The 25,432-nt window shown below is 53.0% G+C and carries 19 protein-coding genes; 12 read left to right on the forward strand and 7 right to left on the reverse strand.

Going from position 1 to position 25,432, the window contains the following annotated elements:
- Nucleotides 1-25: 25 nt before the first annotated feature.
- From H6G21_RS15040 to H6G21_RS15055, 4 genes are all read right to left on the reverse strand, one after another.
- Nucleotides 26-1,069 carry an anthranilate phosphoribosyltransferase family protein gene (locus tag H6G21_RS15040; RefSeq protein WP_190574241.1) on the reverse strand — a complete coding sequence of 348 codons (1,044 nt, stop codon included), beginning with the start codon at nt 1,067-1,069 and terminating at the stop codon, nt 26-28.
- Between the two features lie 164 nt (nt 1,070-1,233).
- The gene (locus H6G21_RS15045; protein WP_190574242.1) at nt 1,234-2,154 is read right to left on the reverse strand and encodes a LysR family transcriptional regulator; all 921 of its coding nucleotides are present in this window, start codon (nt 2,152-2,154) and stop codon (nt 1,234-1,236) included.
- A gap of 51 nt (nt 2,155-2,205) precedes the next feature.
- Complete coding sequence (locus tag H6G21_RS15050; protein ID WP_190574243.1) at nt 2,206-3,543, reverse strand: HEAT repeat domain-containing protein; 1,338 nt, start codon at nt 3,541-3,543, stop codon at nt 2,206-2,208.
- Nucleotides 3,544-3,734: 191 nt separating this feature from the next.
- Nucleotides 3,735-4,154 carry a Rieske (2Fe-2S) protein gene (locus H6G21_RS15055; protein WP_190574244.1) on the reverse strand — a complete coding sequence of 140 codons (420 nt, stop codon included), beginning with the start codon at nt 4,152-4,154 and terminating at the stop codon, nt 3,735-3,737.
- Between the two features lie 551 nt (nt 4,155-4,705).
- Between H6G21_RS15055 and H6G21_RS15060 the strand changes: the two genes are divergently transcribed.
- From H6G21_RS15060 to H6G21_RS15115, 12 genes are all read left to right on the forward strand, one after another.
- Nucleotides 4,706-6,580, forward strand: coding sequence for a ferredoxin--nitrite reductase (locus H6G21_RS15060; RefSeq protein ID WP_190574245.1), 1,875 nt, complete (start codon nt 4,706-4,708; stop codon nt 6,578-6,580).
- 249 nt (nt 6,581-6,829) lie between these two features.
- Nucleotides 6,830-8,131, forward strand: coding sequence for a CmpA/NrtA family ABC transporter substrate-binding protein (locus tag H6G21_RS15065; protein ID WP_190574246.1), 1,302 nt, complete (start codon nt 6,830-6,832; stop codon nt 8,129-8,131).
- A 202-nt stretch (nt 8,132-8,333) separates the two neighbouring features.
- Nucleotides 8,334-9,149, forward strand: a complete 816-nt coding sequence (ntrB, locus tag H6G21_RS15070; RefSeq protein ID WP_190574247.1) for a nitrate ABC transporter permease — start codon at nt 8,334-8,336, stop codon at nt 9,147-9,149.
- 72 nt (nt 9,150-9,221) lie between these two features.
- Nucleotides 9,222-11,252: a nitrate ABC transporter ATP-binding protein gene (locus tag H6G21_RS15075; protein ID WP_190574248.1), complete on the forward strand. Its 2,031-nt coding sequence runs from the start codon at nt 9,222-9,224 to the stop codon at nt 11,250-11,252.
- Between the two features lie 80 nt (nt 11,253-11,332).
- The gene (locus H6G21_RS15080; RefSeq protein WP_190574249.1) at nt 11,333-12,166 is read left to right on the forward strand and encodes a nitrate ABC transporter ATP-binding protein; all 834 of its coding nucleotides are present in this window, start codon (nt 11,333-11,335) and stop codon (nt 12,164-12,166) included.
- Nucleotides 12,167-12,603: 437 nt separating this feature from the next.
- Complete coding sequence (locus H6G21_RS15085) at nt 12,604-14,868, forward strand: nitrate reductase (protein ID WP_190574250.1); 2,265 nt, start codon at nt 12,604-12,606, stop codon at nt 14,866-14,868.
- A 171-nt stretch (nt 14,869-15,039) separates the two neighbouring features.
- Entirely contained in the window at nt 15,040-15,546 is a 507-nt protein-coding gene (locus H6G21_RS15090) for a phosphate-starvation-inducible PsiE family protein (protein WP_190574251.1), read from the forward strand.
- A gap of 99 nt (nt 15,547-15,645) precedes the next feature.
- Nucleotides 15,646-16,098 (forward strand): nitrate reductase associated protein, encoded by a 453-nt coding sequence (locus tag H6G21_RS15095; RefSeq protein ID WP_190574252.1) that lies wholly within the window; start codon nt 15,646-15,648, stop codon nt 16,096-16,098.
- Nucleotides 16,099-16,306: 208 nt separating this feature from the next.
- Complete coding sequence (gene hemB / locus H6G21_RS15100; RefSeq protein WP_190574253.1) at nt 16,307-17,290, forward strand: porphobilinogen synthase; 984 nt, start codon at nt 16,307-16,309, stop codon at nt 17,288-17,290.
- 132 nt (nt 17,291-17,422) lie between these two features.
- Entirely contained in the window at nt 17,423-17,833 is a 411-nt protein-coding gene (locus tag H6G21_RS15105) for a nuclear transport factor 2 family protein (RefSeq protein ID WP_242041841.1), read from the forward strand.
- Nucleotides 17,834-17,847: 14 nt separating this feature from the next.
- Nucleotides 17,848-19,083 (forward strand): serine hydrolase, encoded by a 1,236-nt coding sequence (locus H6G21_RS15110; RefSeq protein ID WP_242041842.1) that lies wholly within the window; start codon nt 17,848-17,850, stop codon nt 19,081-19,083.
- Nucleotides 19,084-19,245: 162 nt separating this feature from the next.
- Nucleotides 19,246-19,716, forward strand: coding sequence for a hypothetical protein (locus tag H6G21_RS15115; RefSeq protein WP_190574255.1), 471 nt, complete (start codon nt 19,246-19,248; stop codon nt 19,714-19,716).
- 80 nt (nt 19,717-19,796) lie between these two features.
- Here the strand turns inward: H6G21_RS15115 and uvrA are convergent, their stop codons facing one another.
- The 3 genes from uvrA to H6G21_RS15130 form a co-directional block, all read right to left on the reverse strand.
- Nucleotides 19,797-22,865 (reverse strand): excinuclease ABC subunit UvrA, encoded by a 3,069-nt coding sequence (gene uvrA, locus H6G21_RS15120; protein WP_190574256.1) that lies wholly within the window; start codon nt 22,863-22,865, stop codon nt 19,797-19,799.
- A gap of 91 nt (nt 22,866-22,956) precedes the next feature.
- Nucleotides 22,957-25,137 carry a hypothetical protein gene (locus tag H6G21_RS15125; protein WP_190574257.1) on the reverse strand — a complete coding sequence of 727 codons (2,181 nt, stop codon included), beginning with the start codon at nt 25,135-25,137 and terminating at the stop codon, nt 22,957-22,959.
- A 173-nt stretch (nt 25,138-25,310) separates the two neighbouring features.
- A partial coding sequence (locus tag H6G21_RS15130; RefSeq protein WP_190571293.1) for a photosystem II protein D1 occupies nt 25,311-25,432 on the reverse strand: 122 nt, incomplete at its 5' end.

Below are 25,432 nucleotides of genomic sequence, written 5' to 3' on the forward strand. Positions count from 1 at the left end.
CTCGTTGGATAGACCTCCAGCCTGACTACCCGATGCCCACTGTTCCTTGCAGATTGTGCCAAACTTGGGCCACGTTGCCCTGAGTCAGCAAGGTTTTGGCCAACTCCAACCCCATCGGCAGTTCCTGAACGACCCCGGATCGCCAGAGGTAAAACCCACTATTCCAGATTAGAGAATCCGTCAATTCCGTCGTGTGCCCTTGGATGGTCATTTTGGCCAGATCGGACCAGGCATCCGTTGGCATGAGCGCGACTTCCTTGGCGGCAAAGCCATAGTCGCGAGGGGTGAGATGGAGCCGCTCAAACCCTGAAGCTTGGTTGAGTCCGATGATCGCCGTTCGATCGCGGGGCAGATCACAACTGCCTTCCAATCCTTTGACGGTTGTAAAGTTCAGGGTGCCCCGGAGTTCAAACGCGGTGCGAAACATATTTTCCGTGGGTGGATGAACAAAGCCACAAACAAGTTGCTGTTCGCCAACATAGGGAGACCACATAAGTTCCAAGGTGGAGAACGGGGGCCGTTTGCCGATTTGATCTCGATAGGGGACTAAGGCTTCCGCTAGAGGAAAATGGTTCGGTAGATAAAAGAAGCCAATCCCCTGGGTTTGCAGCACTCGCTGAACTTGCTCGAGGGTGCACGATCGCCAGTCTACGCCTAAGCTGGCCCACAGTTCCACTAAGGGAACGCCTTCCTTCGTCGGCATACGATCGCCCCCATGGAGGACAACAGGGACTTCTGCGGCGGCTAGCACGAGGGCCGTGAGAACCGAGAATGGGGCTGTGCGCGATCGGCCATCGTAGGGGGAGCAGAGCACCAACACCGGATGGTTTGCCGGAATGGGTTGTAGGCGATCGCACAGGCCGTCATAGGCGTCCAGCATCCCGGCTAGCTCCTCGCCCGTGGGACGCTTAATCCGGTGGGCGATCATAAATGCCCCAATTTGTGCCGGAGTCGCCTCTTGTAAGAGCATCATCCGAGTGGCGGCCTCGGCTTCTGAGCGGGTTAGGTTTTCTCCCGTGTGAGGTCCACTGCCAATTTTGCGTAATAGCTCTCGAAATGTGTGGCTCATAGTCTCCGCTCAGTCGGTATTTAGTCAGTCAGTGTTGAAAAAGGGTCATTTTTAGATAGACCCTCTAGTTTAGGACAATCGAGAAGGGCATAACGTAGCCTTTGCAGCCTGACTGAGAACAAAACCGGGATTGAGGACAACCAGGATCAGGATTCTCCCGATCGCTAGGCTGACAGTATTGGCGCTTTGGGATCGGTCAATTTCATTTGATGGACTAGCGATCGAAAATGCTGGATTGGTGGAATACTGAGACGATCTTGGGTGGTGACTAAGACGACCTCACGGGTAATCACAGGATCCATAGTCGATCGAATCGCTAGAGTAGGATCCAGATGCACATCCGCCACCGCCCCTTGGGGTAACAGGGCAATCAGTTCGCCCTGGCGCACAACGCCCCGAAAGGCATCCAGGGTATTGAGTTCGAGGGCAATATTGAGGGACAGGCCCTGGCGCTGGAATTGTTCTTGCACCAGCCGTTGCATGCCATAGCCATCTTTAAAAACCACCTGGGGATAGGTCAATAACTCCGGCCAGGGCACCTGATCATAGGCGGTGAGGGGATGGTTAGCCGCCATCAGAATTTTGACGGGTTCCACATAGAGAGAATCCACAACCATTTCCGGGCTGGCGGTGAGGAAGCGGTTATTCATGACGATCGCCAGATCGACCAAACCATCTTTCAGCACTTTAAGAGCCCGATCGCTACCCAGCGAAGTCACCCGCAGTTGCACCTGGGGATAGGTTCGACAAAAGTTTTGCAAAACAGGCGGCAACTGGTAGGCACAGACGGAATGGATGGCCGCGATGCAAAGCTCCGGTTGCTTGCCCGACACAAGATCCGAGATTTCCTGGGTGGCCGTGGCCCATTCTTGGCAAATGCGACGGGCTCGGGGCAAAAACCGATCGCCCGCGATCGTCAGTTTGGCCTGATTACTCCGATGCAAAAGAGGCATGCCCAGATCATGCTCAAGATTCTGGATTTGCCGACTGATGGTGGACTGGGTGACATTACATTGGCGCGCAGCTTGTTGGAAACTTCCGGTTTCCGCGATCGCCAAAAATGCTTGGATTTGTTCTAATCGCATAGCGCCTAAATGTCAAAGACAGCGGGATGGGTAAACGGCAGGAGGCATAACTCACCATTCTTTTAAGGCGATCGAGAGTCCCTGCTTCAGATTGGCTTCACTGGATGGTTGACTTGCTAAGGTTTGCAACCGTGCATAGACCCCATCAAATCGTCTGAGCGCCGCCACAAGATGCAACCGGAGTTTTGGATCGGCTTGAGCCAGGAGGGGAATCAAGCCATCAATGACGATCGGTTCTTGCAATTGTCCTAGGGCGGAAATCATCCCTTGGCTGTCGAAGCGGGGGTGGGGGGGTTCCGCCATCGGGGCAGTGCCTTCCTGTTGGTGCAGTCGTTCGATCAACCATTGGGCCACCTGAGGCTTGAGGGTAGGCGACTCAAGCCGGCCTAGGAGGGTGATGGTTTCCTGGGCCACACTGGCGGAGAGGGTTCCCCGATCGAGGGCTTGCAGAATTGCGTCCAGAGCCGGTTCAGTGGCAATCCAAATCAGGGAACGCACGAGTTCGAGGGCGAAAGGATCGGGCAAAACGCTGGATTGCAGTGCCGATCGTAGCACCGTGACGGCTGCGGGACTGCCAATGCGGCCTAAACAAATCGCTGCCTGACAGCAGACTTGAATATCTACATCCCACAGTCGCGGCTGTATTTGAGCCACGATCGTCGGTTGATCGGTTAAGTTGCTAAAGGTTAATCCAACCAAGGCAGCCCGCCGCACTCCAACCGCAGGATCCTCTAACGCCTGGACCAGCCGGGACAGAATTGCGGGCGGTTGCAACATCGCTAGGGCGGCGATCGCGCTGGCTCTGACCGGAGCATCGGTGTCATCCGCCAGCGTCAGGAGCCTGGGAATACTTTGGGGACTGCGGATTTGGGCGAGAATATTGACCCCTTGCAGGCGGGTACTGGGGGCCTGAAGCAGATCCTCCACTAACGCTAACGCCGATGGGCCTTGGCTGCCCAAGACTTGAACCGCCATGGAGCGCACCTCCTCCTGGGGATGGGTTTGGATGCAACTCAACAGGGCCTGTAAGGTCTGGGGGTGGGGCCAATGACCTAGGATGCGCACCACAAACCAGTGGACTTCGGGGTCTAAATCATCGTTGTCTAGCAAGGCGAGGAGTGGCTCGATCGCCGCTTCCCCGAGCGTGGGAAACAGTTTAGCCGCTTCCCATTTAGTCTGAAAATCCCCAGCCACTAACACGTCTAATAAGCTCTCTAAAACCTGATGGACGAAGGCGGGAGGTAGCGTAGGAGGCGATTTTCGGCGATCGGAGCGAACGGACGTCAATGCCTGGAGTAGGGCTTGAATTTCTTGGAGAACGCAAGACCACTGGCAGTGTTGCCTTAGGGCTGCAATGGATGCGAGACTCCGTACATCATCAACTTGCACAATCAAGATTCCTTGCAAATTTTTTCAAATAGCCGACCTCAATCCATCAACCCACGATCGCGATCGCACTGAGTCAATATAAAGATAGTCAATGCCAAAACAATCAATGCCAAAACAATCTATGAAGAGGGCTAACACCCAGGTAATCGATACATCGATACTCAGCCAAGGGGATCAGGCTGGGGACTGAATTAGCGACTAGAGACCCAGATCTCCTGTCCCCGTAATTCCACGGGATAGGTTGGCAAATCGCGATCGGCAGGCCCTTGCAGGACTTTTCCCTCCGGGCTAAAGACTGCACCATGACAAGGACAAACAAAGGCCCCTTTTTCTTTTTGCCAGTTGACCACGCACCCTTGATGGGTGCAGATGGGATCAACCGCAGTCAGAGTATTGGGGGTTTTGGGTTGTCGTACAACCAACAGCGGATTGGCGGTGAAATACTCTTGAAAGAAAAATCCTTTCTCATCCAGTTCCGCGATCGACCCAACTTTTCGAAAGCCCTCAGCGACGGAGGCTTTGCAGCCAGATAGCATCGCCACGAGTCCTGCTGGCAGGTTGACCATCAACCCACCCAACCCGAACCATTGTAGAAAGTTGCGTCGTTTCATATCGCTTAGAACGCCTCACTGGACTCCGATGTCCCTTTCTAGGACATTGAACCATTTCAGCGTACTTTCTAACATCACCCCTGCTCCACCACCCCTGCTCCACCATGCCTATTCCAACCATCCCTGTTCCAACCATGCCGCTCGCAGCAATCTGTTCCAGGTAGGAAGTTCTCGCCACACTGCTCCAGATTCCAGGTTCCAGATTCTAGATTCTAGATTCCTACATCTCTCAGCGTTCTACCCCAGCACTGGCTGTTATACCATCCATCCCGTATGCGCCCGTCCACCAAGCGTTATCCCTGATAGTAGGCGGTTTTGACCTAGAAGACGACAGGCTAATTGACTTAATGCATCTCTATTATGCAAAAAATGCATTAAACGAAATACTCTGTAACGAAGGATACGAATTGCCCCTTTGATCTCGCCTAATTTTGACTCCATGGTCAAACGACCAGCCCAGTTTTGCAGAAACTTGAAGCTCCTTGAGACATCAATTTTCTGCGAGTCCACCGAGGGTTTTGGGTACGACCACAGGAACACAGGCTTGACCTATGACAAACACGATTCCAGCATCGGAAAAGCTGAATAAGTTTGAAAAGTTTAAGGCGGAAAAGGACGGCCTCGCGGTTAAAGCCGAACTAGAGCACTTTGCCCAAATTGGTTGGGAGGCGATGGATGAAACCGATCGTATCCATCGGCTGAAGTGGCTGGGAATCTTCTTCCGTCCGGTGACACCGGGCAAGTTCATGATGCGGATGCGCTTACCCTGCGGCATTGTCTCTAGTGAACAGATGCGCGTACTCGCGGATGTCGTCAGTCGCTATGGCGAAGATGGCGTCGCTGACATCACCACCCGGCAAAATTTGCAATTGCGGGGTTTGCGGTTGGAGGATATTCCTGATATTCTGCGGCGTTATGAGTCCGTTGGGCTAACCAGTGTGCAGTCCGGTATGGATAACGTTCGTAACATCACTGCATCTCCCGTTGCCGGAATTGATGCCGATGAGTTGTACGACACGCGGGAATTGGTGCAACAAGTTCAGGACATGATCACCAATCAAGGTCAAGGCAATCCTGAATTTACCAATCTGCCCCGCAAGTTCAACATCGCGATCGCCGGGTGCCGCGATAATTCCGTCCACGCAGAAATTAATGACATTGCCTTTGTCCCGGCCTTCAAGGAAGGGCAATTGGGATTTAATGTGCTGGTCGGTGGCTTTTTCTCCGCCAGTCGGGTGGAAGCGGCGATTCCCCTCAATGTTTGGGTCATACCCAGTGATGTGGTGGACTTGTGCCGTGCCATTCTCACGGTCTATCGCGATAACGGCCCCCGCGCCAATCGCCAAAAGTCCCGCTTGATGTGGTTGATCGACCAATGGGGACTGGAAAAATTCCGCGAGGAAGTGGAAAAGAGCATCGGTCGTACCTTGCTCTCCGCTGCGCCCAAGGATGAAATTGAGTGGGATAAACGGGATCACATTGGAATTTACAAGCAGAAGCAAGCTGGGTTGAACTACGTCGGTCTCTGCATTCCGGTGGGTCGTTTGTTTGCCCAAGATATGTACGATCTGGCTCGGTTGGCAGAGGTCTATGGCAGTGGGGAACTGCGGCTCACGGTGGAGCAAAACGTGATTATCCCCAATGTGCCCGATTCCCGGCTGGAGCCTCTGCAACAAGAGGAGATTTTGCAAACGTTTTCAGTGAATCCCGGCACGATCGAACGATCGCTGGTCTCCTGCACCGGTGCACAGTTTTGTAACTTTGCTTTGGTGGAAACCAAAAATCGGGCGCTGGCCCTGGCGCGGGAGCTTGACCAAGAGGTTGAAGTCCCGCAGCCTGTGCGGATTCACTGGACAGGGTGTCCCAACTCCTGCGGCCAACCCCAAGTGGCGGACATCGGCTTGATGGGCACTAAAGCTCGCAAAGATGGCAAGGTCACGGAAGGGGTTGATCTGTTCACGGGGGGCAAAGTGGGCAAAGACGCCCACCTCGGCACCAAAACCCAAACGGGCATCCCCGTCGCGGATCTCAAACCGTTGCTACGGCGCATGCTGGTAGAACAGTTTGGAGCCACTTTAAAATCGGGCGTGTCCTTGGAGGACGCGACGGAGACGCCAACCCCGGCGGAGACGATCGCGCAACCCGCCGCACCTGTCACACCCGCCACGATCTGTCTAGCGAAGTCAGGGAAAGTGCTGTCCTGTACCGACCAGGACTTAATTCTGGATGTGGTGGAACAGGCCGGGGGCACGATCGACAGCAGTTGTCGGGCGGGGAGTTGTGGCACCTGCAAGCACAAGCTACTGAGTGGCTCCGTGAAATACGACAGCGACATCAGCGGCTTGAGCGAGGCGGAAGTGGCTGAGGGATACATTCTTACCTGTAGTGCCCACCCCGTCGGCAATGTGGTACTCGATCTGTGGTAACTTGCAGATGCCAACAGATCCCCCATCGGGGAATCTATCCATCGGGTCAGTTTTCTACCCTTTCTCTCCTCACACCCTGATGGCTACCCAGGTTTTGATGTTAGCCAAACTCAATTTTCTGCATCGCCTAGTGTCCTCTGGTGAATCACGATCGAGAATGCAAACAGCATTCATTCATCGAATCGCTTCAACAGCCAAGGGCGATCGCAGACTTCAACGTTTACTCAATCACGATTCGGATTACAGAGCATGAGTAGTTTTTCCCGTCGCAAATTCATCCTGACCATGGGTGCAACCGTTGCTGGTACCGTTTTGGTCAACGGCTGTAGTTCCGGCTCGAACTCTCCCAGCAGTTCCAGTTCTGTGCCTGCGGTCAGCAGCGGCACTGCGGATACCCCCGAAACCGATACCATCAAACTTGGGTTTATTCCCCTCACGGATTCTGCTCCAGTCATCATTGCCAAGGAAAAGGGCTTTTTTGAGAAGTACGGCATGAAGAAGGCCGAAGTCACCAAGGAAAAATCCTGGGCGACTGTCCGGGATAATTTGACGATCGGGACTGAAAAGGGTGGGATTGATGGTGCGCACATTCTGACCCCCATGCCTTACTTTTTGACCGCAGGTAAAATTACCGGGGGTAGTGCCGCAGTCCCGATGTATATCCTGGCGCGGCTCAATACCGATGGCCAGGGCATTTCGATTGCGGGTGAATATGCCTCATTAAACCTGCAAGCTAAGGCTGACGCGCTCAAGGCCAAGGTTGACGAGAAAAAGGGCAGCAAGAAATTTATTTGCGCCATCACGTTCCCCGGCGGAACCCATGACCTGTGGATGCGCTACTGGCTAGCGGCCAACGGAGTAGATCCTGAAAACGATGTCCAAATCGACGTGGTTCCCCCGCCCCAAATGGTGGCCAAGATGGAAACCAAGGACATGGATGCCTTCTGTGTCGGTGAGCCTTGGAACCAACGCATGGTGACCAAGAAACTGGGTTATAACGCAGTCACCACCGGCGAAATGTGGAAAGGCCACCCTGAAAAGGCATTCACCATTCGCCAAGATTGGGTCGATAAGAATCCCAAAGCGGCCAAAGCCGTTCTCGCCGCCATCATGGAAGCCCAAATGTGGTGCGACAAGCCTGAGAACAAGCAAGAAATGTGCGAAATCCTAGAAAAGGATAAGTACGTGAAAGCTCCAGTATCAGACATCTTGGAACGGATGAAGGGTAACTTCGACTTTGGCAATGGCCGCAAGCTCGAAAACAGCGATCTGAAGATGAAGTTCTGGGAAGGCGATGCTAGCTTCCCCTTCAAGAGCCACGATACTTGGTTCATCACGGAAAACATGCGTTGGGGCAAGATGACCGAGGATGACCTCAAGCTGGTGGATAAGGTGAACCGATCGGACATTTGGCGTGAAGCTGCGAAGATGATCGGCCAAAAGGCTCCGGAAAAAGATACCCGAGGGGTTGAAACCTTCTTCGATGGTGTCACCTTTGATGCGGCAAATCCCAAGGCTTACTTAGAGTCCCTCAAGATTAAGAAAGCGTAGTGTGACAAGGTTGGGTGGGCTGATCCTTAATGCTGACCTTCACGAGGAATGCTAGAACCCAAACGGTTAGCCCATCCAGCTTTTACGCTGATTTTGTCTTTCACATCGCTTCTATCCCCACAACCCTCTATTCCATTTACGCTCTGTCCGTTTCCCCATTGATCCCAAACTATCCTTCCAAACGATAAAGGAATTCCCGGCTATGGCAACTTTGACAACATCTCGTTCGAATCCGCCTGCGATCGCAAAGATGGTAACCCAGGCGTTGAATTTTCTGATTCCTCCCGTGGTGTGTACTGGGGTTGCGCTGGGAATCTGGGAAGCCATTTGTCGTGGCCGCCAAGATTTGTTGCCTGCGCCCAGCCTTGTGATTGCCCAAACCACCTCGACCATTCTGGAAGGGTTTGATGAGGGGGGGATTTGGTGGCAACTGTTTGAGAGTTTAAAGCGGGTTGGAATTGGCTACTCCCTGGCGGCGGTGTTGGGGATTATGCTAGGGGTCGCGATCGGCGTTAATAAGTTTCTGCGCCAAGGAACTGATCCAATGGTGCAAATTTTGCGAACGGTGCCTCCGCTGGCTTGGTTGCCCCTGTCCCTGGCGGTGTTTAAAGATTCTCGGCCTGCGGCGCTGTTCTTGATTTTTATCACGGCAATTTGGCCGATTTTGATTAACACCGCCGTTGGGGTACAGCAAATTCCCAAGGACTACAACAACGTCGCTAAGGTGCTTCGGTTGTCGGGCAAAGAGTACTTTTTCAGCATTCTAATTCCTTCCACGGTGCCCTACATTTTCACAGGATTACGCATTGGGGTCGGTTTGGCTTGGTTGGCGATCGTGGCGGCGGAAATGTTGGCTTCAGGTGCGGATGGCATTGGAGCCTTCATCTGGAACGAGTACAGCGCTAAGTTAGATGACAGTTTGAGCAAGATTATCCTCGCCGTCTTCTGTGTAGGGGTTGTGGGTTTAATTCTCGATCGCATTGTGGGTTGGCTCGGTTCTCTGGTGGTATCGGAATAGTGATTCTCAATTCTCGATCGTGACAATACTTCGATTGTTGTAAACCTCATTCCTCCTTATCCCCCAGAGACCATGGCTAATCTTGTTGAAGTTGACCATATTGATAAAATTTATCCGTTGCCCAATGGCGGTCAATACGTTGCGCTGAAAAACGTTGACCTCAACATTCGGGAAGGGGAATTCGTCTCCCTGATTGGGCACTCCGGTTGCGGGAAATCCACCCTGCTCAACATCATTGCTGGCTTTGAACAAGCTTCTGCCGGGGGGGTGGTTCTGGAAGGGCGGGAAATTAAAACCCCAGGCCCCGATCGCATGATGGTGTTCCAGAACTATTCCTTGCTACCTTGGCTGACCGTGCGGCAAAACATTGCCCTCGCCGTCAATAAAGTTTTAAAAAATCTGCCCGAAGCAGAGCGGAAGGACATTGTTGAAGAGCATATCAACCTGGTCGGACTGCGCCACGCAGCGGACAAAAAACCCAAGGAACTATCCGGCGGGATGAAGCAACGGACGGCGATCGGGCGGGCCTTGGCGATTCGGCCTCGGGTGCTGTTGCTGGACGAACCCTTTGGGGCGTTAGACGCGCTAACCCGAGGAAATCTGCAAGAGCAGTTGATGGAAATTTGCCAGAGCCATAACATGACCTGCGTTATGGTCACCCACGACGTGGACGAGGCTCTCTTGCTCAGCGATCGCATCGTCATGCTGACCAACGGCCCCGAAGCCCACATTGGCCGCATTTTAGACGTACCGATTCCCCGACCCCGCCGCCGCATGGAAGTGGTCAATCACCCCGAGTATTACCATCTGCGGGCAGAGGTCATCAGCTTCCTGAACCAGCAGAAACGGGCCAAACGCCGACAAAAACGGCAGGCGGCAGAACGGCCCACCATTCCCGCAGTGGCTGCGCTCCAGGGCCTTGAACAAGCAACACTCACCCTGGGCTATGTACCGACGGTGGATGCGGCTCCGCTCATCGTAGCCAAGGAAAAGGGCCTGTTCCAGAAATACGGGTTCGAGACCGTCAACTTGGTGGCGCAAACCAGTTGGCAGGCGATCGCCGATGGGGTGGCCGATCGCAGCCTCGACGCGGCGCAAATGCTGGCGGGGATGCCCCTCTCCATGGCCTTGGGCGCAGGCAACAAAGAACGCATTCCAGTCACCACCTCGCTGGTCTTAGCGCGTAATGGCAACGCCATCACCCTCAAGAAAGGCTACTACGATCGGGGGGTCCGAAACCTCGCTGATTTGAAGCAGGCCATTACCGCCACCGCCGATGAACCCCACACCTTTGGGGTGGTGGATGACGCTTCCATGGGCAGCTTGTTGCTGCGCTACTGGTTGGCAGCGGGGGGCATCGATCCCGATCAAGACGTTAACCTCTCCGTCCTCTCCTCAGCGGATATGAAAAATCGCCTTGCCTTGGGCGATGTGGATGGGTACTTGGCCGCTGAGCCTTGGAACATTCGCGCCGTGCAGAACGGAACGGGCTTCGTCGTTGCGACGGATTTGGAAATCTGGAATGGCCACCAAAATAAAGTGCTGGGCGTGCGGGAAGACTGGGCTGAGCAAAATCCCGCCACCCACCTAGCCTTGGTGAAAGCGTTGATCGAAGCCTGCCAATACTGCGACGATCGCCGTAACCGGGAGGAAATCGTTCAACTGTTAGCGCGGGAGGAATACGTCAACCGTCCTGCGGTGCAACTCCGCCCCGGATTCATCCATCCCTACAACCGGGGCACAGAAGCCGAACCGGAAATGCTGCTACGGTTCAACCAGTTCTACGTCGAGCAGTCCACCTGTCCCCGTCGCCTAGAAGCGCTGTGGATCATGACCCAACTGGCGCGCTGGGGCATCACCCCCTTCCCGAAAAACTGGGTCGAAGTGCTGGAACGCATCTACCGAGTGGATATCTACGGTCAAGCGGCCCGTGCCTTGGGCATTCCCGATACAGAACCCGATCGCATTCCTGTGCAACTCTTTGATGGGGTCGTGTTCAATCCCGATGATCCCATGGCTTACCTCAATAGCTTGGCCATTCGGCGCGAAATTCGGGTCGAAGATATCCTGCTGGACAGTGCAACGAATTCGCGAGTTGCCTAATCAAGATTGCAAGCTGCTGGTAGACTCAACTACCAGCGGTTTTTGTCCACCCTGATCACCCTTCGTGTTGGCAAATCCCGATGCAAACGCTTCCTAATCCCAATTTGACTGCACCGATCGTGTCTGAGACTCCTTTTCTTTCGATTAATAACGTTTCCAAGGTGTACCCTACGTCTAAGGGCGACTACGTTGTCCTCGATGGGGTCAACTTAACGGTGAATGAAGGTGAATTTGTTTGCGTAATCGGCCACTCCGGTTGCGGCAAAACCACCATGCTAGACATGATTTCGGGATTCCGAACCCCGACGACGGGTGAAGTCATCGTCAATGGTAAGCAAATTACCCGACCCGGCCCCGATCGCATGGTGGTGTTCCAAAACTACTGCTTGCTACCCTGGAAAACCGCCTTTGAAAACGTTTACCTCGCGGTGAATGCGGTCTTTCCCGAAAAGTCCAAGGCCGAAAAAACGGAGATTACGCGAGATCACCTGCACCTAGTGGGGCTGGATGAAGCGGCCAACAAAAAACCCGGTCAACTCTCCGGTGGGATGAAACAACGGGTGTCGATCGCCCGCGCCTTGGCCATCCGTCCTGAAGTGCTGATTTTGGATGAACCCTTTGGGGCTTTGGATGCGATTACCAAGGAAGAATTGCAAGAAGAATTGCTGCAAATCTGGGAAGACCATCGCATTACCGTGATGATGATTACCCACGACATTGATGAAGCGTTGTTCCTTGCAGACAAAATTGTCATGATGACCAATGGCCCTGCGGCCCATATTGGCGAAATTATGGAAATTCCCTTCTCTCGGCCCCGTAACCGTGAAGCCATCATGGAGGATGACAAATATTATGAGCTGCGTAATTACGCCTTGGATTATCTCTATAATCGCTACGCGCACCACGAAGACTAAAGCATCGAACCATTAAGTCCCTATCCGTAAGACCCAGTCAATTCGTGGCAGTTCGTGATCGTAACCCGTAACGATCCCCCTCAATCCCCTTAAAAACAATCCCCCTCAATCCCCCTTAAAAAGGGGGACTTTAAATACATCTTTTCTGGCTCCCCCTTTTTTCTTGGCGTAGCCTCTCCGTAGGAGATAGGGGGGATAGGGGGATCGGATCTGCAGCAGTGATCAATCAAGCAGCAGTGATCAATCAATCTGTTATAAGCATTATCAGAGACAATTCTTTCCCGTTGGCGCTATGATTTCTTCTCAATCTCCATTACGCTCCCGTCACGATCCTAGCAATCTTGCAAAGTTTAGCCATTTCTAATGTAGATTCTGCAAGATCCGCCACGATCGCCGCCGTGGGTTCCCTATAATTTTGGAATTTGAGTGGACATCCTATGAGCCAGCCAGCAAAAAGCCTTTGCCCCTATTGTGGTGTGGGCTGTGGTCTGGAAGTGCTACCGCCTGCCCAGCCTGGAAAACCTGTCAACCGCGATCGCGATGGCTTCCCCATTTGGCAAGCTCGGGGCGATCGATCCCATCCCTCCAGTCAGGGCATGGTTTGCGTCAAAGGGGCGACGGTTGCGGAGTCGATCGACAAGGATCGGCTCTACTACCCCATGGTGCGGGATAGCTTGAATCAGCCTTTCCGGCGAGCCAGTTGGGATGAGGCCCTCGATCGGATTGTCGCTCGCATGCAAACGCTGCTGGCCACCGAGGGGGCCGATTCGATTTGCATGTATGGCTCCGGGCAATTTCAGACAGAGGATTACTACGTGGCCCAAAAGCTCATGAAAGGCTGTTTGGGCACGAATAACTTTGATGCCAATTCGCGGCTCTGTATGTCGTCAGCGGTGTCGGGCTATGTCCAGAGTTTTGGAGCCGATGGCCCTCCCTGCTGCTATGACGACCTGGATGTCACCGATTGCGCCTTTTTGATTGGCACCAATACGGCGGAATGCCATCCGATCATTTTTAACCGTCTACGCAAGCACCACAAAAAAAATCCCCACGTCAAGTTAGTCGTTGTCGATCCCCGCTGCACCCAAACGGCGGAGGTAGCTGATCTACATTTGGCGATCAAGCCGGGTAGCGACATTGACCTGATGAATGGTATTGCGCATCTCCTCCTGCAATGGAACGCCATTCAACCCGAATTTATTCAGCAGCACACCACGGGTTTCGCAGATTACGAAGCGGTCGTACAGCACTATCCGCCGGAGGTAGTAGCGCAACGCTGCGGTATTAGCGTGGAAGACCTGGAAACAGCGGCGCGCTACTGGCAGCAGGCCGATCGGGTCCTGTCCATGTGGTCGATGGGTGTCAATCAATCCAGCGAAGGCACCGCCAAAGTTCGCGCCATTATCAACCTGCACCTACTGACGGGGCAAATCGGTAAACCGGGGGCGGGGCCTTTCTCCCTCACAGGCCAACCCAACGCCATGGGCGGTCGGGAAGCGGGGGGGCTGTCCCATCTCCTACCGGGCTACCGCTTTGTCACCAATCCGGAGCATCGATCGGAGATTGAGCAGGCTTGGGGTTTACCGGCGGGACGCATTGCCCCCACACCGGGACGCACAGCATGGCAGATGATTGAAGGGCTGGAGCGGGGCGAGGTGGGACTATTCTGGGTGGCGGCGACCAATCCAGCGGTCAGTATGCCGGACTTGGAACGCACCAAAGCGGCTATGCTCAAATCCCCGTTCACGGTCTACCAGGACTGCTACTACCCCACGGAAATGGCGGATTACGCCCACGTTTTGCTGCCCACGACCCAATGGAGCGAAAAAGCGGGGGTCATGACCAATTCCGAGCGGCGCTTGACCTTCTGTCCGGCCTTTCGGGTGGCACCGGGGGAATCGCGCACGGATTGGGTGATTTTCGCGGAGGTGGGTCGGCGTTTGGGATTTGGCCGCTACTTTGCCTTTAACCACGCTGGGGAAGTCTTTGCTGAATTTGCCCATCTGACCCAAGGGCGACCCTGCGATCTGTCGGGCCTTAGCCATGCTTACCTGGTGGAACATGGCCCCACCCAATGGCCCCACCCTGCGCCCCAGTGCCAGATGAGCGATCGCCCGGCGGCTGGGGCAGACCTACCCCAGGATTCCCGAACTGACCAGACCGATGCAGCCAAACGGCTCTACACCGATTTGCGCTTCCATACCCCCGATGGTCGTGCCCGCTTTGCCGCCTACCATTCCCGTGGCTTAGCGGAACCCCCCGACGATCGCTATCCCTTTGTGCTAACGACGGGACGGCTCTATGGCCATTGGCACACCCAGGCAAGGACGGGCCGCATTGATAAGATTCGTAAAATGCATCCCAATCCCTTTATTGAAATTCACCCCAGGGATGCAGCAAAGTTGGGGGTGCAAGAGGGCGATTGGCTGGAGGTGCGATCGCGGCGGGGCAGTTCCCGGTTTCCGGCGGTGGTGACTAAGAAAATTGCACCGGGAACGGTGTTTGTGCCCATGCACTGGGGGGCAATCTGGGCGGACAATGCCGAGGCCAACGCCCTCACCCATCCTGCCGCCTGTCCCGACTCCAAGCAGCCGGAACTGAAAGCCTGTGCGGTGCAATTAGTCCGCATTTCCTGCGCGATCGACCCCACGGAGACGCCCAGCACCCTGTTTACTAAACTGGCTGCACTGTTGGCGGTCTAGGGGGCAGCGGAACCAGTAGGCTATCTTGGGAGTTCAATCCAACTTATAGATTTTTGCAAGGAACAGTAGCGAGATAATCTAATGCAATCTATGAGTTGAGTATATTTACTCGTTGCTCTCTGGTTCAGTATGCTCTCTTATGGAAGCTTGTGGAACCTAGGAGGCAGCAGCATGAAAGCCCTTTGGCGATTTTTGCGCAGAAGTTGGAATGATGATATCTTTCTCAATCGATTGGGACGGGTCGAAACGTTAGTGTCCAAGGTGCTGTCGATCGGGATGTTGGTGCTGATCCTGATGGCGGTTTATGAGCTGGGCCACTATATGTCCGTGGAAATTCAGGGACTGTTTTTCCCCGCGCCCAACACCGTTCCTACTGACGATCCCGCTCAGGTTAAAAAGTTTGGTAAGGCCCTATTCACCATTTTTGGGCTATTTCTGAATGTACTCATTGCCTTGGAAATTCTGGAAAATATTACGGCCTACCTGAAAAAGCACGTCGTCCAAGTCGAACTGGTGATCGTGACCTCGTTGATCGCAGTGGCTCGGAAAATCATTATTCTAGATTTAGAAAAGACTGGAGGCATCGATCTGCTCGCCCTAGCTGCCACGATTTTGGCGCTGTCAGCTGCCTACTGGGTGGTCAAAAATGTCAATCCTGGGAGTAATGGATCCCATTAATTGAGGGTGACAAAAAAGAGGGGCTGATCGATCGAGCCATCCTGTACCTATTAGATGCCTGTACCTATTAGCTCCTGTATCTATTGGATGAAGGTCACCATGAGTCAGTTTTTCCAGTTTGAGGCGGATTTTGTTGAATCCCTGCGCTGTATTCCCATGCAAGTTCGGTTCAAACTGGATACCTGTGGCGTCAAGCTTAAGCTTCATCAATGGAACCAGTTCACCCAAGCCGATCGGGAAGCCCTCGTAGAGATGCCCTGTCAATCCGCAGCAGAAATCCAACAGTACCACGATTTTCTACATCGGATGATTCAGGAACGAACGGGAGAAACGGCAACGGATTTACCTGTGGAGCAACATCCAGATTGGGAAATTGAAAATGCCATTCCAGATTCTGTAGTTGCTAAAGTCACAACAGAAAATACAACACTGGAGACAGTACAATGGGCAACACTTTCACCATTACAGCGATTTGCATTGATTAAACTGAGTCGATCGAACCATGAAAACAGTAATTTTATGCCTGCGATGCGCGAGTTTGGTTTGATTTGACTCAGCCTTAGTGACGCGATCGTGGGCTGTGTCTAAGCGATCTGTATTGCAACTGTTACGGGTGGCTGGGAGGCACGATCGGCGAGTGTGTCGGTGCAGGATGGGATTCGAGAAGACTTAATAAAACTTAAATCAGGTTAACAGGCGACAACTCAAGCTTTAGACTTTTAAGAAACCTGATTAAGTTAGCAACTCTTAGATTGACATCATGTTCCCAACTCATCGCCCTCGCCGCCTGCGTACCAGTGAATCGCTCCGTCGTATGGTGCGTGAAACTGTTCTGACCCCCAATGATTTGATCTATCCGCTGTTTGCAGTTCCCGGCGACAGCTTTGCCAAGGAAGTCAAATCCATGCCGGGAGTCTACCAACTGTCGGTGGATAAAATCGTTGAAGAAGCAAAAGAAGTTTACGACCTCGGGATTCCCGCCATTATTTTGTTTGGCATCCCAGCAGATAAGGATGTAGATGCGACGGGCGCATGGCACGACTGCGGCATTGTGCAAAAGGCCACGACTGCGGTTAAGGAAGCGGTGCCTGACCTGATCGTCATCAACGACACCTGCCTGTGCGAATACACCTCCCATGGACACTGTGGCTATCTGGGTAACGGTGACTTAATGGGGCGCGTGCTCAACGATCCCACCCTGGAACTGTTGAAAAAGGTAGCCGTCTCCCAAGCGAAGGCCGGAGCCGATATCATTGCACCGTCGGGGATGATGGACGGGTTTGTCAAGGCGATTCGGGAAGGGCTGGATGAAGCGGGTTTCCAGGATATTCCCATCATGTCCTACGCGGCTAAGTATGCTTCGGCCTACTATGGCCCCTTCCGGGATGCGGCGGAATCCACCCCACAGTTTGGCGATCGCCGCACCTACCAGATGGATCCGGGCAATGCTCGCGAGGCCGTTAAGGAAATTCTGCTGGATGTGGAAGAAGGGGCCGACATGCTGATGGTGAAGCCTGCGCTGTCCTATATGGACATCATCCACCGGGTCAAGGAAGCCAGCAATCTGCCCGTGGCGGCCTACAACGTGTCCGGCGAATATTCCATGGTTAAGGCGGCAGCGTTGAACGGTTGGGTGGATGAGCAACGGATTGTGTTGGAAACGCTGACCAGCTTCAAGCGATCGGGCGCAGACATGATCCTCACCTACCACGCGAAGGATGCAGCCCGTTGGATGCAGGGGTAATCGCTCAGTCATCCATGATGAGTTAACAGATTAACACAATGGATTCGATCCCCCCTTAAACCCTAGCCCCCTTAAAAAAGGGGGGCCTGGGTGGAGGACAATGCAAAATTTGCGGTTTAGGACTGGATGATCATGGTTGATTCACCAACGCCGATCGCGGTGGCTGAGATGGCTTTCCAACAGTTCTCCCAGGGGTTAGCCACGGGGGAGTGGCAAGGTTTTTTGGCGATGCTGACGGAGGATTTTACCTTCTGGTTTCCGATCGGTGCGTTTCAGGGCGAAAACGTTGGTAAAGCTAGGGCTGCGGAGTTTTTCCAGCTCGTTTCCCAGGTCTTTTCCCCTGGCCTCACGCTGACGATCGAACGGATGACCTACCGCACCACGCCCGATGGAGCAACGGTGGTCTTTGAAGTCCGATCGACGGGTTCCATGCTGGGGCATCCCTACAGCAATCAAGCCGCGATTTCCTTTGATGTACGAGGCCAACAAATCTGTGGCTACCGTGAGTATTTAGGGGTTTTGTATCAACTGCCAACCTCGTAGGGAAGGATTTGCCCATGCGTCCGTCGATTTTAGCGATCCTGATCAGTGCCCTCTGTTTGAATGCACCTGGTTTTGGTGTACGCCTCAGTTTTCCTCTGTCCATCACCCATCAGCCTATGACAGCCCAAGCTGCGCCTTCCCCGGCCACAGTCCTGGAAACCCTCTTCCGCAGTCCCACGATCGCTGCTGACCAATTTACAGACGCTTTTCTCCAACAAGTGCCCGTGGCGAAAGTGCAGCAAATTGTAGATCAACTGAAGCAGCAACTGGGGCCCTTGCAAGCAGTCCAAGGGGAACGATCGGACTTTACTGTGCAATTGGAAAAGGGCAGCATTCCCACCCAAATTGTCCTAACCCCCGATGGAAAAATTGCGGGGTTAATCTTCGGCGCACCCACACAAAATGTCGCCAGTTTAGACGCCGCGATCGCGCAGTTTAAAACGCTACCCGGACAGGTCAGCGTGTTAGTTCGGGAAGGCCAGACTACCAGGGCAGCGCTCAATCCGACCCAACCCCTGGCAGTGGGGTCTGCCTTTAAGCTGGCGGTTTTAGATCAGTTGCAAAGGCAAATTAAAGCCCAAAAACTGACCTGGCAAACCGTGGTTCCTCTGCAAGCGCAATACAAAAGTTTGCCTTCGGGAATGCTGCACACCTGGCCGGATGGGACTGGGTTAACGGTGGAGTCGTTAGCGGCGCTGATGATTTCCCAAAGTGATAACACCGCCACCGATCATTTAATTCATCACGTGGGTCGGGAAAAGATTGAAGCGATCGCCCCCCGCAATCAGCCCTTTCTAATGACGCGAGAACTGTTTCAACTGAAAAGCCCAAAAAATCGATCGCTTCTAGAACGCTATCGCAAAGGCGGCGTGAGTCAAAAACGCTCTATTCTAGGGGAACTGGCGACCCAGCCCTTACCAGAGGTTTCAGACTTTGCAGACACCAAACCCACAGCCTTGGAGGTCGAGTGGTTTTTCAGTGCAGAGGAATTGTGTCAGTTAATCGATCGGGTGTCCAATTTACCTTTGATGAGCATTAATCCTGGCATTGCTAGGACGGCAGACTGGCAACGAGTTACATTTAAAGGCGGGTCCGAACCAGGGGTTCTCAACTTTACGACAAAAGTCCAATCCAAAACGGGTAAACAATATTGTGTCGTCGCGACGTGGAATCACAATCAAGCCCTCGACGAGCCGCAATTGATTTCCCTCTACAGCAGTCTATTCAATGTATTAAAAAATAGTCCTTAACTCGGGATAACTACCCCTATGGGTAAGGTCATTGATCATGCAAATTCCTAAGATTAAATGAGTTGGCAATCGGAATCATCTTTTATTGCTACAGCAACAGCAAACCAACCAGAAAGATGATCGCTAACGTAGTCAAACAATTAATCTCTAGGAGATCATCCAATGACCGCACTCAAAACACTAGTTCATTTCCATGAAGTCCCCTCTGTACCTTGGATTGGGGGAGGAGATCCGGATATTTTCAGCAAATCCGGGCGTAAAACCAGAATGATCCTGGAAGCCAATGATTTGCGGGTTCGGGAAGATGGAAAAGCCCTCTTAGTTCGCCTGACCTACGATGTCAAGGAAATGCGAACCAATAATACCCATCTACGCTATGAAGGAGAGGTCAGTATTCCGGTACCGCTAGATTGGAATGCTAAGGTCTTGCAACTGGCCGATGTAACGGATTTCTATTTGCAAACAACGTTTGTCGGAGAGAATCATCAATGGAATGAAATTAATCTCAATACTCCTAATTCCTGCCTCCAAAGTGCCCGTGCGAAGGTAGACGGCCCAGGTAACGATGATCAGGGCAATGCTGCCTTGCAAGTCACGTTCCGGATTCCGGTACTCGTGGACGACGCTCATTAGATCCTTGCCGCGCTGTCTATGCTAGAGCAGTGAGATAGAGTCGTCAGGCGGTACAGAAAAGTTGCCTCTGCCCTCTATCCTCACTGTTTCTTACGTTCACTGTTGTCTTGGATCGTCTGTTGGATAGGATATTGCTCCAAAACAACTTTCAAATACTGGCCTGTATAGGATTCAGGGATCTGGGCCACTTCATCCGGCGTTCCCACCGCCACAACTTCGCCCCCCCGATCGCCCCCTTCTGGCCCCAGATCAATAATCCAATCGGAACACCGAATCACATCTAGGTTGTGTTCAATCATCAACACCGAATTACCCTTATCCACCAAGCGTTGCACAACATCCAGTAACTTGTGCACATCGTAAAACGATAAGCCCGTCGTCGGTTCATCGATCAGGTATAACGTCTTGCCCGTGGCTCGCCGCGACAATTCCGACGCTAGCTTCACCCGCTGCGCCTCCCCACCGGACAGCGTCGGAGCCGTTTGCCCAATTTTCATATAGCCCAAACCCACATCGTAGAGCGTTTGCAACCGCGTCGCCGCCTGGGGAATATTTTGGAAAAAGGCCAACGCTTCCTCCACCGTCATATCCAAAACATCGGAAATAGACTTGTCTTTAAATTTGACTTGCAACGTTTCCCGGTTGTAGCGCTTGCCTTTACACACTTCGCACTGCACATAGACATCGGGCAGAAAGTTCATTTCAATGACGTTCACGCCCTGTCCCGAGCAGCCTTCACAGCGTCCGCCTTTGACGTTAAACGAAAACTGCCCCGGTTTATAGCCCCGTGCCTTCGCTTCGATCGTCCCCGAAAAAACCTCCCGAATCACGTCAAACACCCCCGTATAGGTGGCAGGATTCGATCGTGGTGTGCGGCCAATGGGCGACTGGTCAATGACGATCGCCTTATCTAGGGTATCTAGCCCCAAAATCTTCTCAACCGCCTTGGGAAAGGGCACCTTATGGCCGAAGTGGTGCTGGATGGCGGGATGGAGCAGTTCATTGACCAGGGTGGACTTACCCGAGCCGGACACCCCCGTAATGCAAACCAATTTCCCCAAGGGAATTTCCACATTGATGTTGCGCAGATTGTTGCGAGTTGCCCCCTGAATCACCAGCGATCGGCCATTGCCTTCCCGCCGTTCCGCTGGCGTCGCAATCACCCGCCGCCCTGATAAATAGGCCCCCGTCAGCGAGTCTTCCGCCTGTAATAAATCCTCCACACTGCCCTGGGAGACAATGTGCCCCCCATGCACCCCCGCGCCGGGGCCAATATCAACTACGTAATCCGCTGCACGAATGGTTTCTTCATCGTGTTCCACAACAATTAAGGTATTACCTAAATCTCGTAATTTAGTCAGGGTGTTCAACAGTCGCGTATTGTCCCGCTGATGCAAACCAATACTCGGCTCATCCAGAACATACAACACACCCGTCAATCCTGAACCAATCTGCGTTGCCAAGCGAATCCGTTGCGCTTCCCCGCCGGACAGGGTCATCGCCGGTCGATCGAGGGTGAGATAGTCCAACCCCACATCCAGCAAAAACTGTAACCGTGCCCGAATTTCCCGCAGTACCAGATCAGCAATTTTGGCCTGTTTCTCCGTCAATTGCATATCATTGACCCGGCGCAGACATTCCCGAATGGATACCCCGGTTAAGTCATGGATGTGGTACTGCCCAATCCGCACGGCCAGCGCTTCCGGCTTGAGGCGATAGCCCTGACAGTCTTCGCAGGTTTGATCGATGAGGTATTGCTCTAACTTTTGCTTGTAAACATCGGAAGTCGTTTCTTGGTACTGCCGCTCCAGCATGGGCAATGCCCCTTCATAGCGACGATGGTAGCCCTTCGCTTCCCGATAGCGAGACTCCGTTTGTATCCAAATCGGTTCCGGCGATCCGTGGAGTAAAATGTCCTGCTGATCTTCCGTCAGCTTTTCCCAAGGAGTTTGAATATCAAATTCGTAGGCTTCTGCCACGCTGCACAGGAGCGACAGGTAGTAGGTGTTGTCCTTGTCTGACCAAGGCGCGATCGCGGCATAGACGGGCAGTTTAGGATTGGGAATGATTAAATCGGGGGAAAACTTGCGTAAACTTCCCAACCCATGGCAATTGGGGCAGGCTCCGTAGGGCGAGTTGAAGGAAAAGAGCCGAGGTGATAATTCCTCCATGACGGCACCATGTTCCGGACAGGCAAAGTTCTCCGAAAACACGAGATCAGCTAGGGGTTCCGCTAGGGGTTCCGCCACCTTGCCATAGCTGCCTCCAGCTTCCGCTGCCTTGAGATCGCTAGACTGTTGAGCCGTGGGCAGTTCTATAACATTGCTATCATTCTTCTTCTCATCTTGCAGAATGTTGATGACAGCAATTCCGCCGGAATGTTTTAAGCAAGTGCCCAGAGAATCGACTAAGCGTTCTTCAATTCCCGCTTTTTTGATTAACCGATCTACCACAATTTCAATGTCGTGGAATTTATTTTTTTCCAGTTCGATCGAATCACTGAGTTCCCGCACTTCACCATCAATCCGTACCCGTGCAAAGCCTTCCGACGCCAAGCTGGAAATTAATTTCTTATGGGTTCCTTTTTTGCCCCGCACGACGGGCGCGAGAATTTGAAACTTGGTGCGATCGGGTAATTCCATCACGCGATCGCACATTTGGTCGATCGCCTGGGGGGCAATGGAGCGATCGCATTCGGGACAATGGGGCGCACCGGCTCGGCCAAACAGCAAGCGCAGGTAATCGTAAATTTCCGTTACGGTTCCCACGGTGGAACGGGGATTGTGGGAGGTGGATTTTTGGTCGATGGAAATGGCCGGACTCAAGCCCTCGATCGCGTCCACATCCGGCTTATCCACCTGCCCCAAAAATTGCCGAGCATAGGCGCTCAACGATTCCACATAGCGCCGCTGACCCTCCGCAAAAATGGTGTCGAACGCGAGGGACGATTTTCCTGAGCCAGAGACCCCAGTGAAGACGACCAATTGCTCCCGTGGCAGTTCTAGGTCAATATTCTTCAGGTTATGCTGGCGTGCCCCCCGAATGCGGATGGTATTGGATGGATTGCTGCGAGAGCCGACACTGGGTAAGCGATCGCTAAGAACGCTTGCTGTATCAGGCTTGGAGGACTTACCAGGACGCTTCGCCATCGGGACACTGGGGGAAAAGGGCTTACTGATTCTATCGTTCTGAGATAGTGCATGGGTACCGCAGTCTAGAAATTTCCTCCGCCCTTGGTTCTTAACGCCCCGATCGATAGCAATCTAAATGGGCTTGGAGTTGTTGCTTGCGCTGGGCATAGCCCGGTTGCTGAGCGTTGGGATATTGGTCAATTAAGGTTTGAGCGGAAGTTATTTTTCCTGTTTGGGCATAGAGTTGCACAATGGCCTCTAGGTCATCCGGCGATCGCTCCGAAGCGGGAAGACTCATCCACACCTTGGCGGCACGATCGAGAAGAACCACAGCCGCCTGCCCTTGCCCCCGACCCAAATAAGCTCTGACGAGGCGAGGAGCTGTAAATAACAAGCTCCGGGGCGGATGGTATTGGGCAACCAAGGCGATCGCGGATTGGGCTGTGGAGAGATCCCCCACCGCAAGGGCTGCGATGATTAAGTTATCAATGTTCGTCTCCTTCAAAGCCGTTGTTGGAATGGTTTGAAAGGTGCTCCATGCAGGCAAAAGTTGCTGTTGATTGAGGAATTGCTGAACGATCGCCCCTAGCACAGCATTGGAAGCGGGTGCAGTCTTGGCCCACTGCACCGCAAGTTGGCGGGAAGCCTCGGCTGCATCTAGTTGCGCCATTTGCCCCTGGGCGATGGCAATGGCTCCGTAGGCTTGGGCACGGGTATCTAGTTCTTGGATGCCCGCCGCAATCGTGGCCGTTTTGGTCAGAATGGCTTGAGCTTGGGCCGGTTGACCGTTGCGGTGGAGCGTTGCTGCCACTTGGGCAAGTGTGGCGATCGCGGGAGAATACCCCGGATATTTGCGGGGAATACGCTCAGCAATGGCAACGGCTTTCTCCGGCTTAGCCGTTTCTGCATAGGCGATCGCCAACTGTTGCAAAAGGTCAATTCGCGCTTCAGGGTCAGATTTCAGTAATCGTTGAATCACCGGTTCAACGGCTTCTAAGAGATCCAGTTTCTGGGCGAGGGGTACCAGGCGAAAGCCTTTTGCATCAATACGGTTGAGGGGAATTAAACGAGTCATGGCCACCTTGACCTCTGAATCGTAGTCGTGCTCGCCCATTTGCCAGAATAAATAGGCGACATCTCGATTTTTCAACTGGGTCGCCACTTTAATCCATTGTTCGATCGCCTGGGAGGCATTTCTAGATTGATTGCGTTTACGAAATTCGCCAGCGACGGTGAGTAAATGATCAAATCTTCGATCGAGCGTATCTTTTTGTAATGCCTTAAAAACGCGATCGGGACTCCCGCCTGCCTTGAAATAATTTTGTAGGAATGGTGTTTCTTGATCTAATAATTCGTTCTGAATTGATTTCCAGGACTTATTAAATAATTGATCAGCAATTTGGGGTTGTTTCGCATTTTCATAGATTGCAATGACGTTGCCATAGATATGATCTTCAAAGTGAATATAGCCTTTCAGAATCGCCTCAAGATAGGGTTTAGCTTTGTCTAGGCGGTTGAGTTTCACATAACCAACGACCAGTTCAGGTTGTAACTTTTCTGGGTTTTGACCTTTAGCAAAACGATCGAAGAGGGCCAGGGCTTTTGCATGGTTGCCTGTGGCTTGGTAGGCTTGGGCTAAACGAAGAACCAGGGTCGGATTGGTTGCAGCGATCGTCGATTCAATTTTGGGGAGCCTCGCAGCAAGCGCCGCACTCTGGCCCAGATCGATCGCTGCCGTTAGTAATACAACGAAGCGACGCTGGTTCACTGGTTTTTTGAGTTCACTTTCCAGGGCACGATCTAGCAAAGCCGCAACTTGTTTGCCTTGCCCCAATTGTTGATAGTATTTCGCCAAGTTGGCAATCAAAACGTCTTGGTTCGGTTCATTGGTCAAGTTTTCAATTTTCGACGCCAGCCGATCGAAGGCGGCAACAAATTGACGAGTTTGGGCAGGAGGCAAATTCTGAAGGGCTTGTTCGACTTCTGCGATCGTAGGAGATTCGGGGGGGCGGGCATTGGGATTACTCACCAATAGCTGAAATAGGCGCAACCGAATGCTTTCATCAAAGTTAGCTGGTGCATTGGCGATCGCGGTCAGTTCGTCGAGTAACCGGGCTGTTGCGTTGATTGCTGTAGACTGGGGCAAGGGCTGGGCAGGATACCATTGTCGATTGGCTTGATCCGCAGAAACAATCGTTTGGCAACTGGCAGTTTGGGCTTGGGCCGCACGGAGAGGAGCCGCGATCGGAGCAAGGAGAACCAACGTGAGTAGGAAACGTAACAGGTTCATGGGCTATCTCTATCCAGATCAAGTCTATAGAAGAGCTACCCAATTGATTTGTTGCATTTCGGATTTGCGGTATTTCGGCAATCATCACCAACACCAAAAGCCCCCACCGAGAGACTCGATGAGGGCTTTTGACTGATCTATTGACTAATCTCAAGCTAAAACCGAAACCGGAATTAACCGTTGATTGCAGGTGCTTGCAGTGCTACAGGTGCAGACTCGCCAGCAGCCAAGTCCAGAGGGAAGTTGTGAGCGTTACGCTCGTGCATCACTTCCATCCCCAGGTTAGCCCGGTTGA

It is taken from the genome of Alkalinema sp. FACHB-956 (assembly GCF_014697025.1).
Lineage (GTDB): Bacteria > Cyanobacteriota > Cyanobacteriia > Leptolyngbyales > Leptolyngbyaceae > Alkalinema.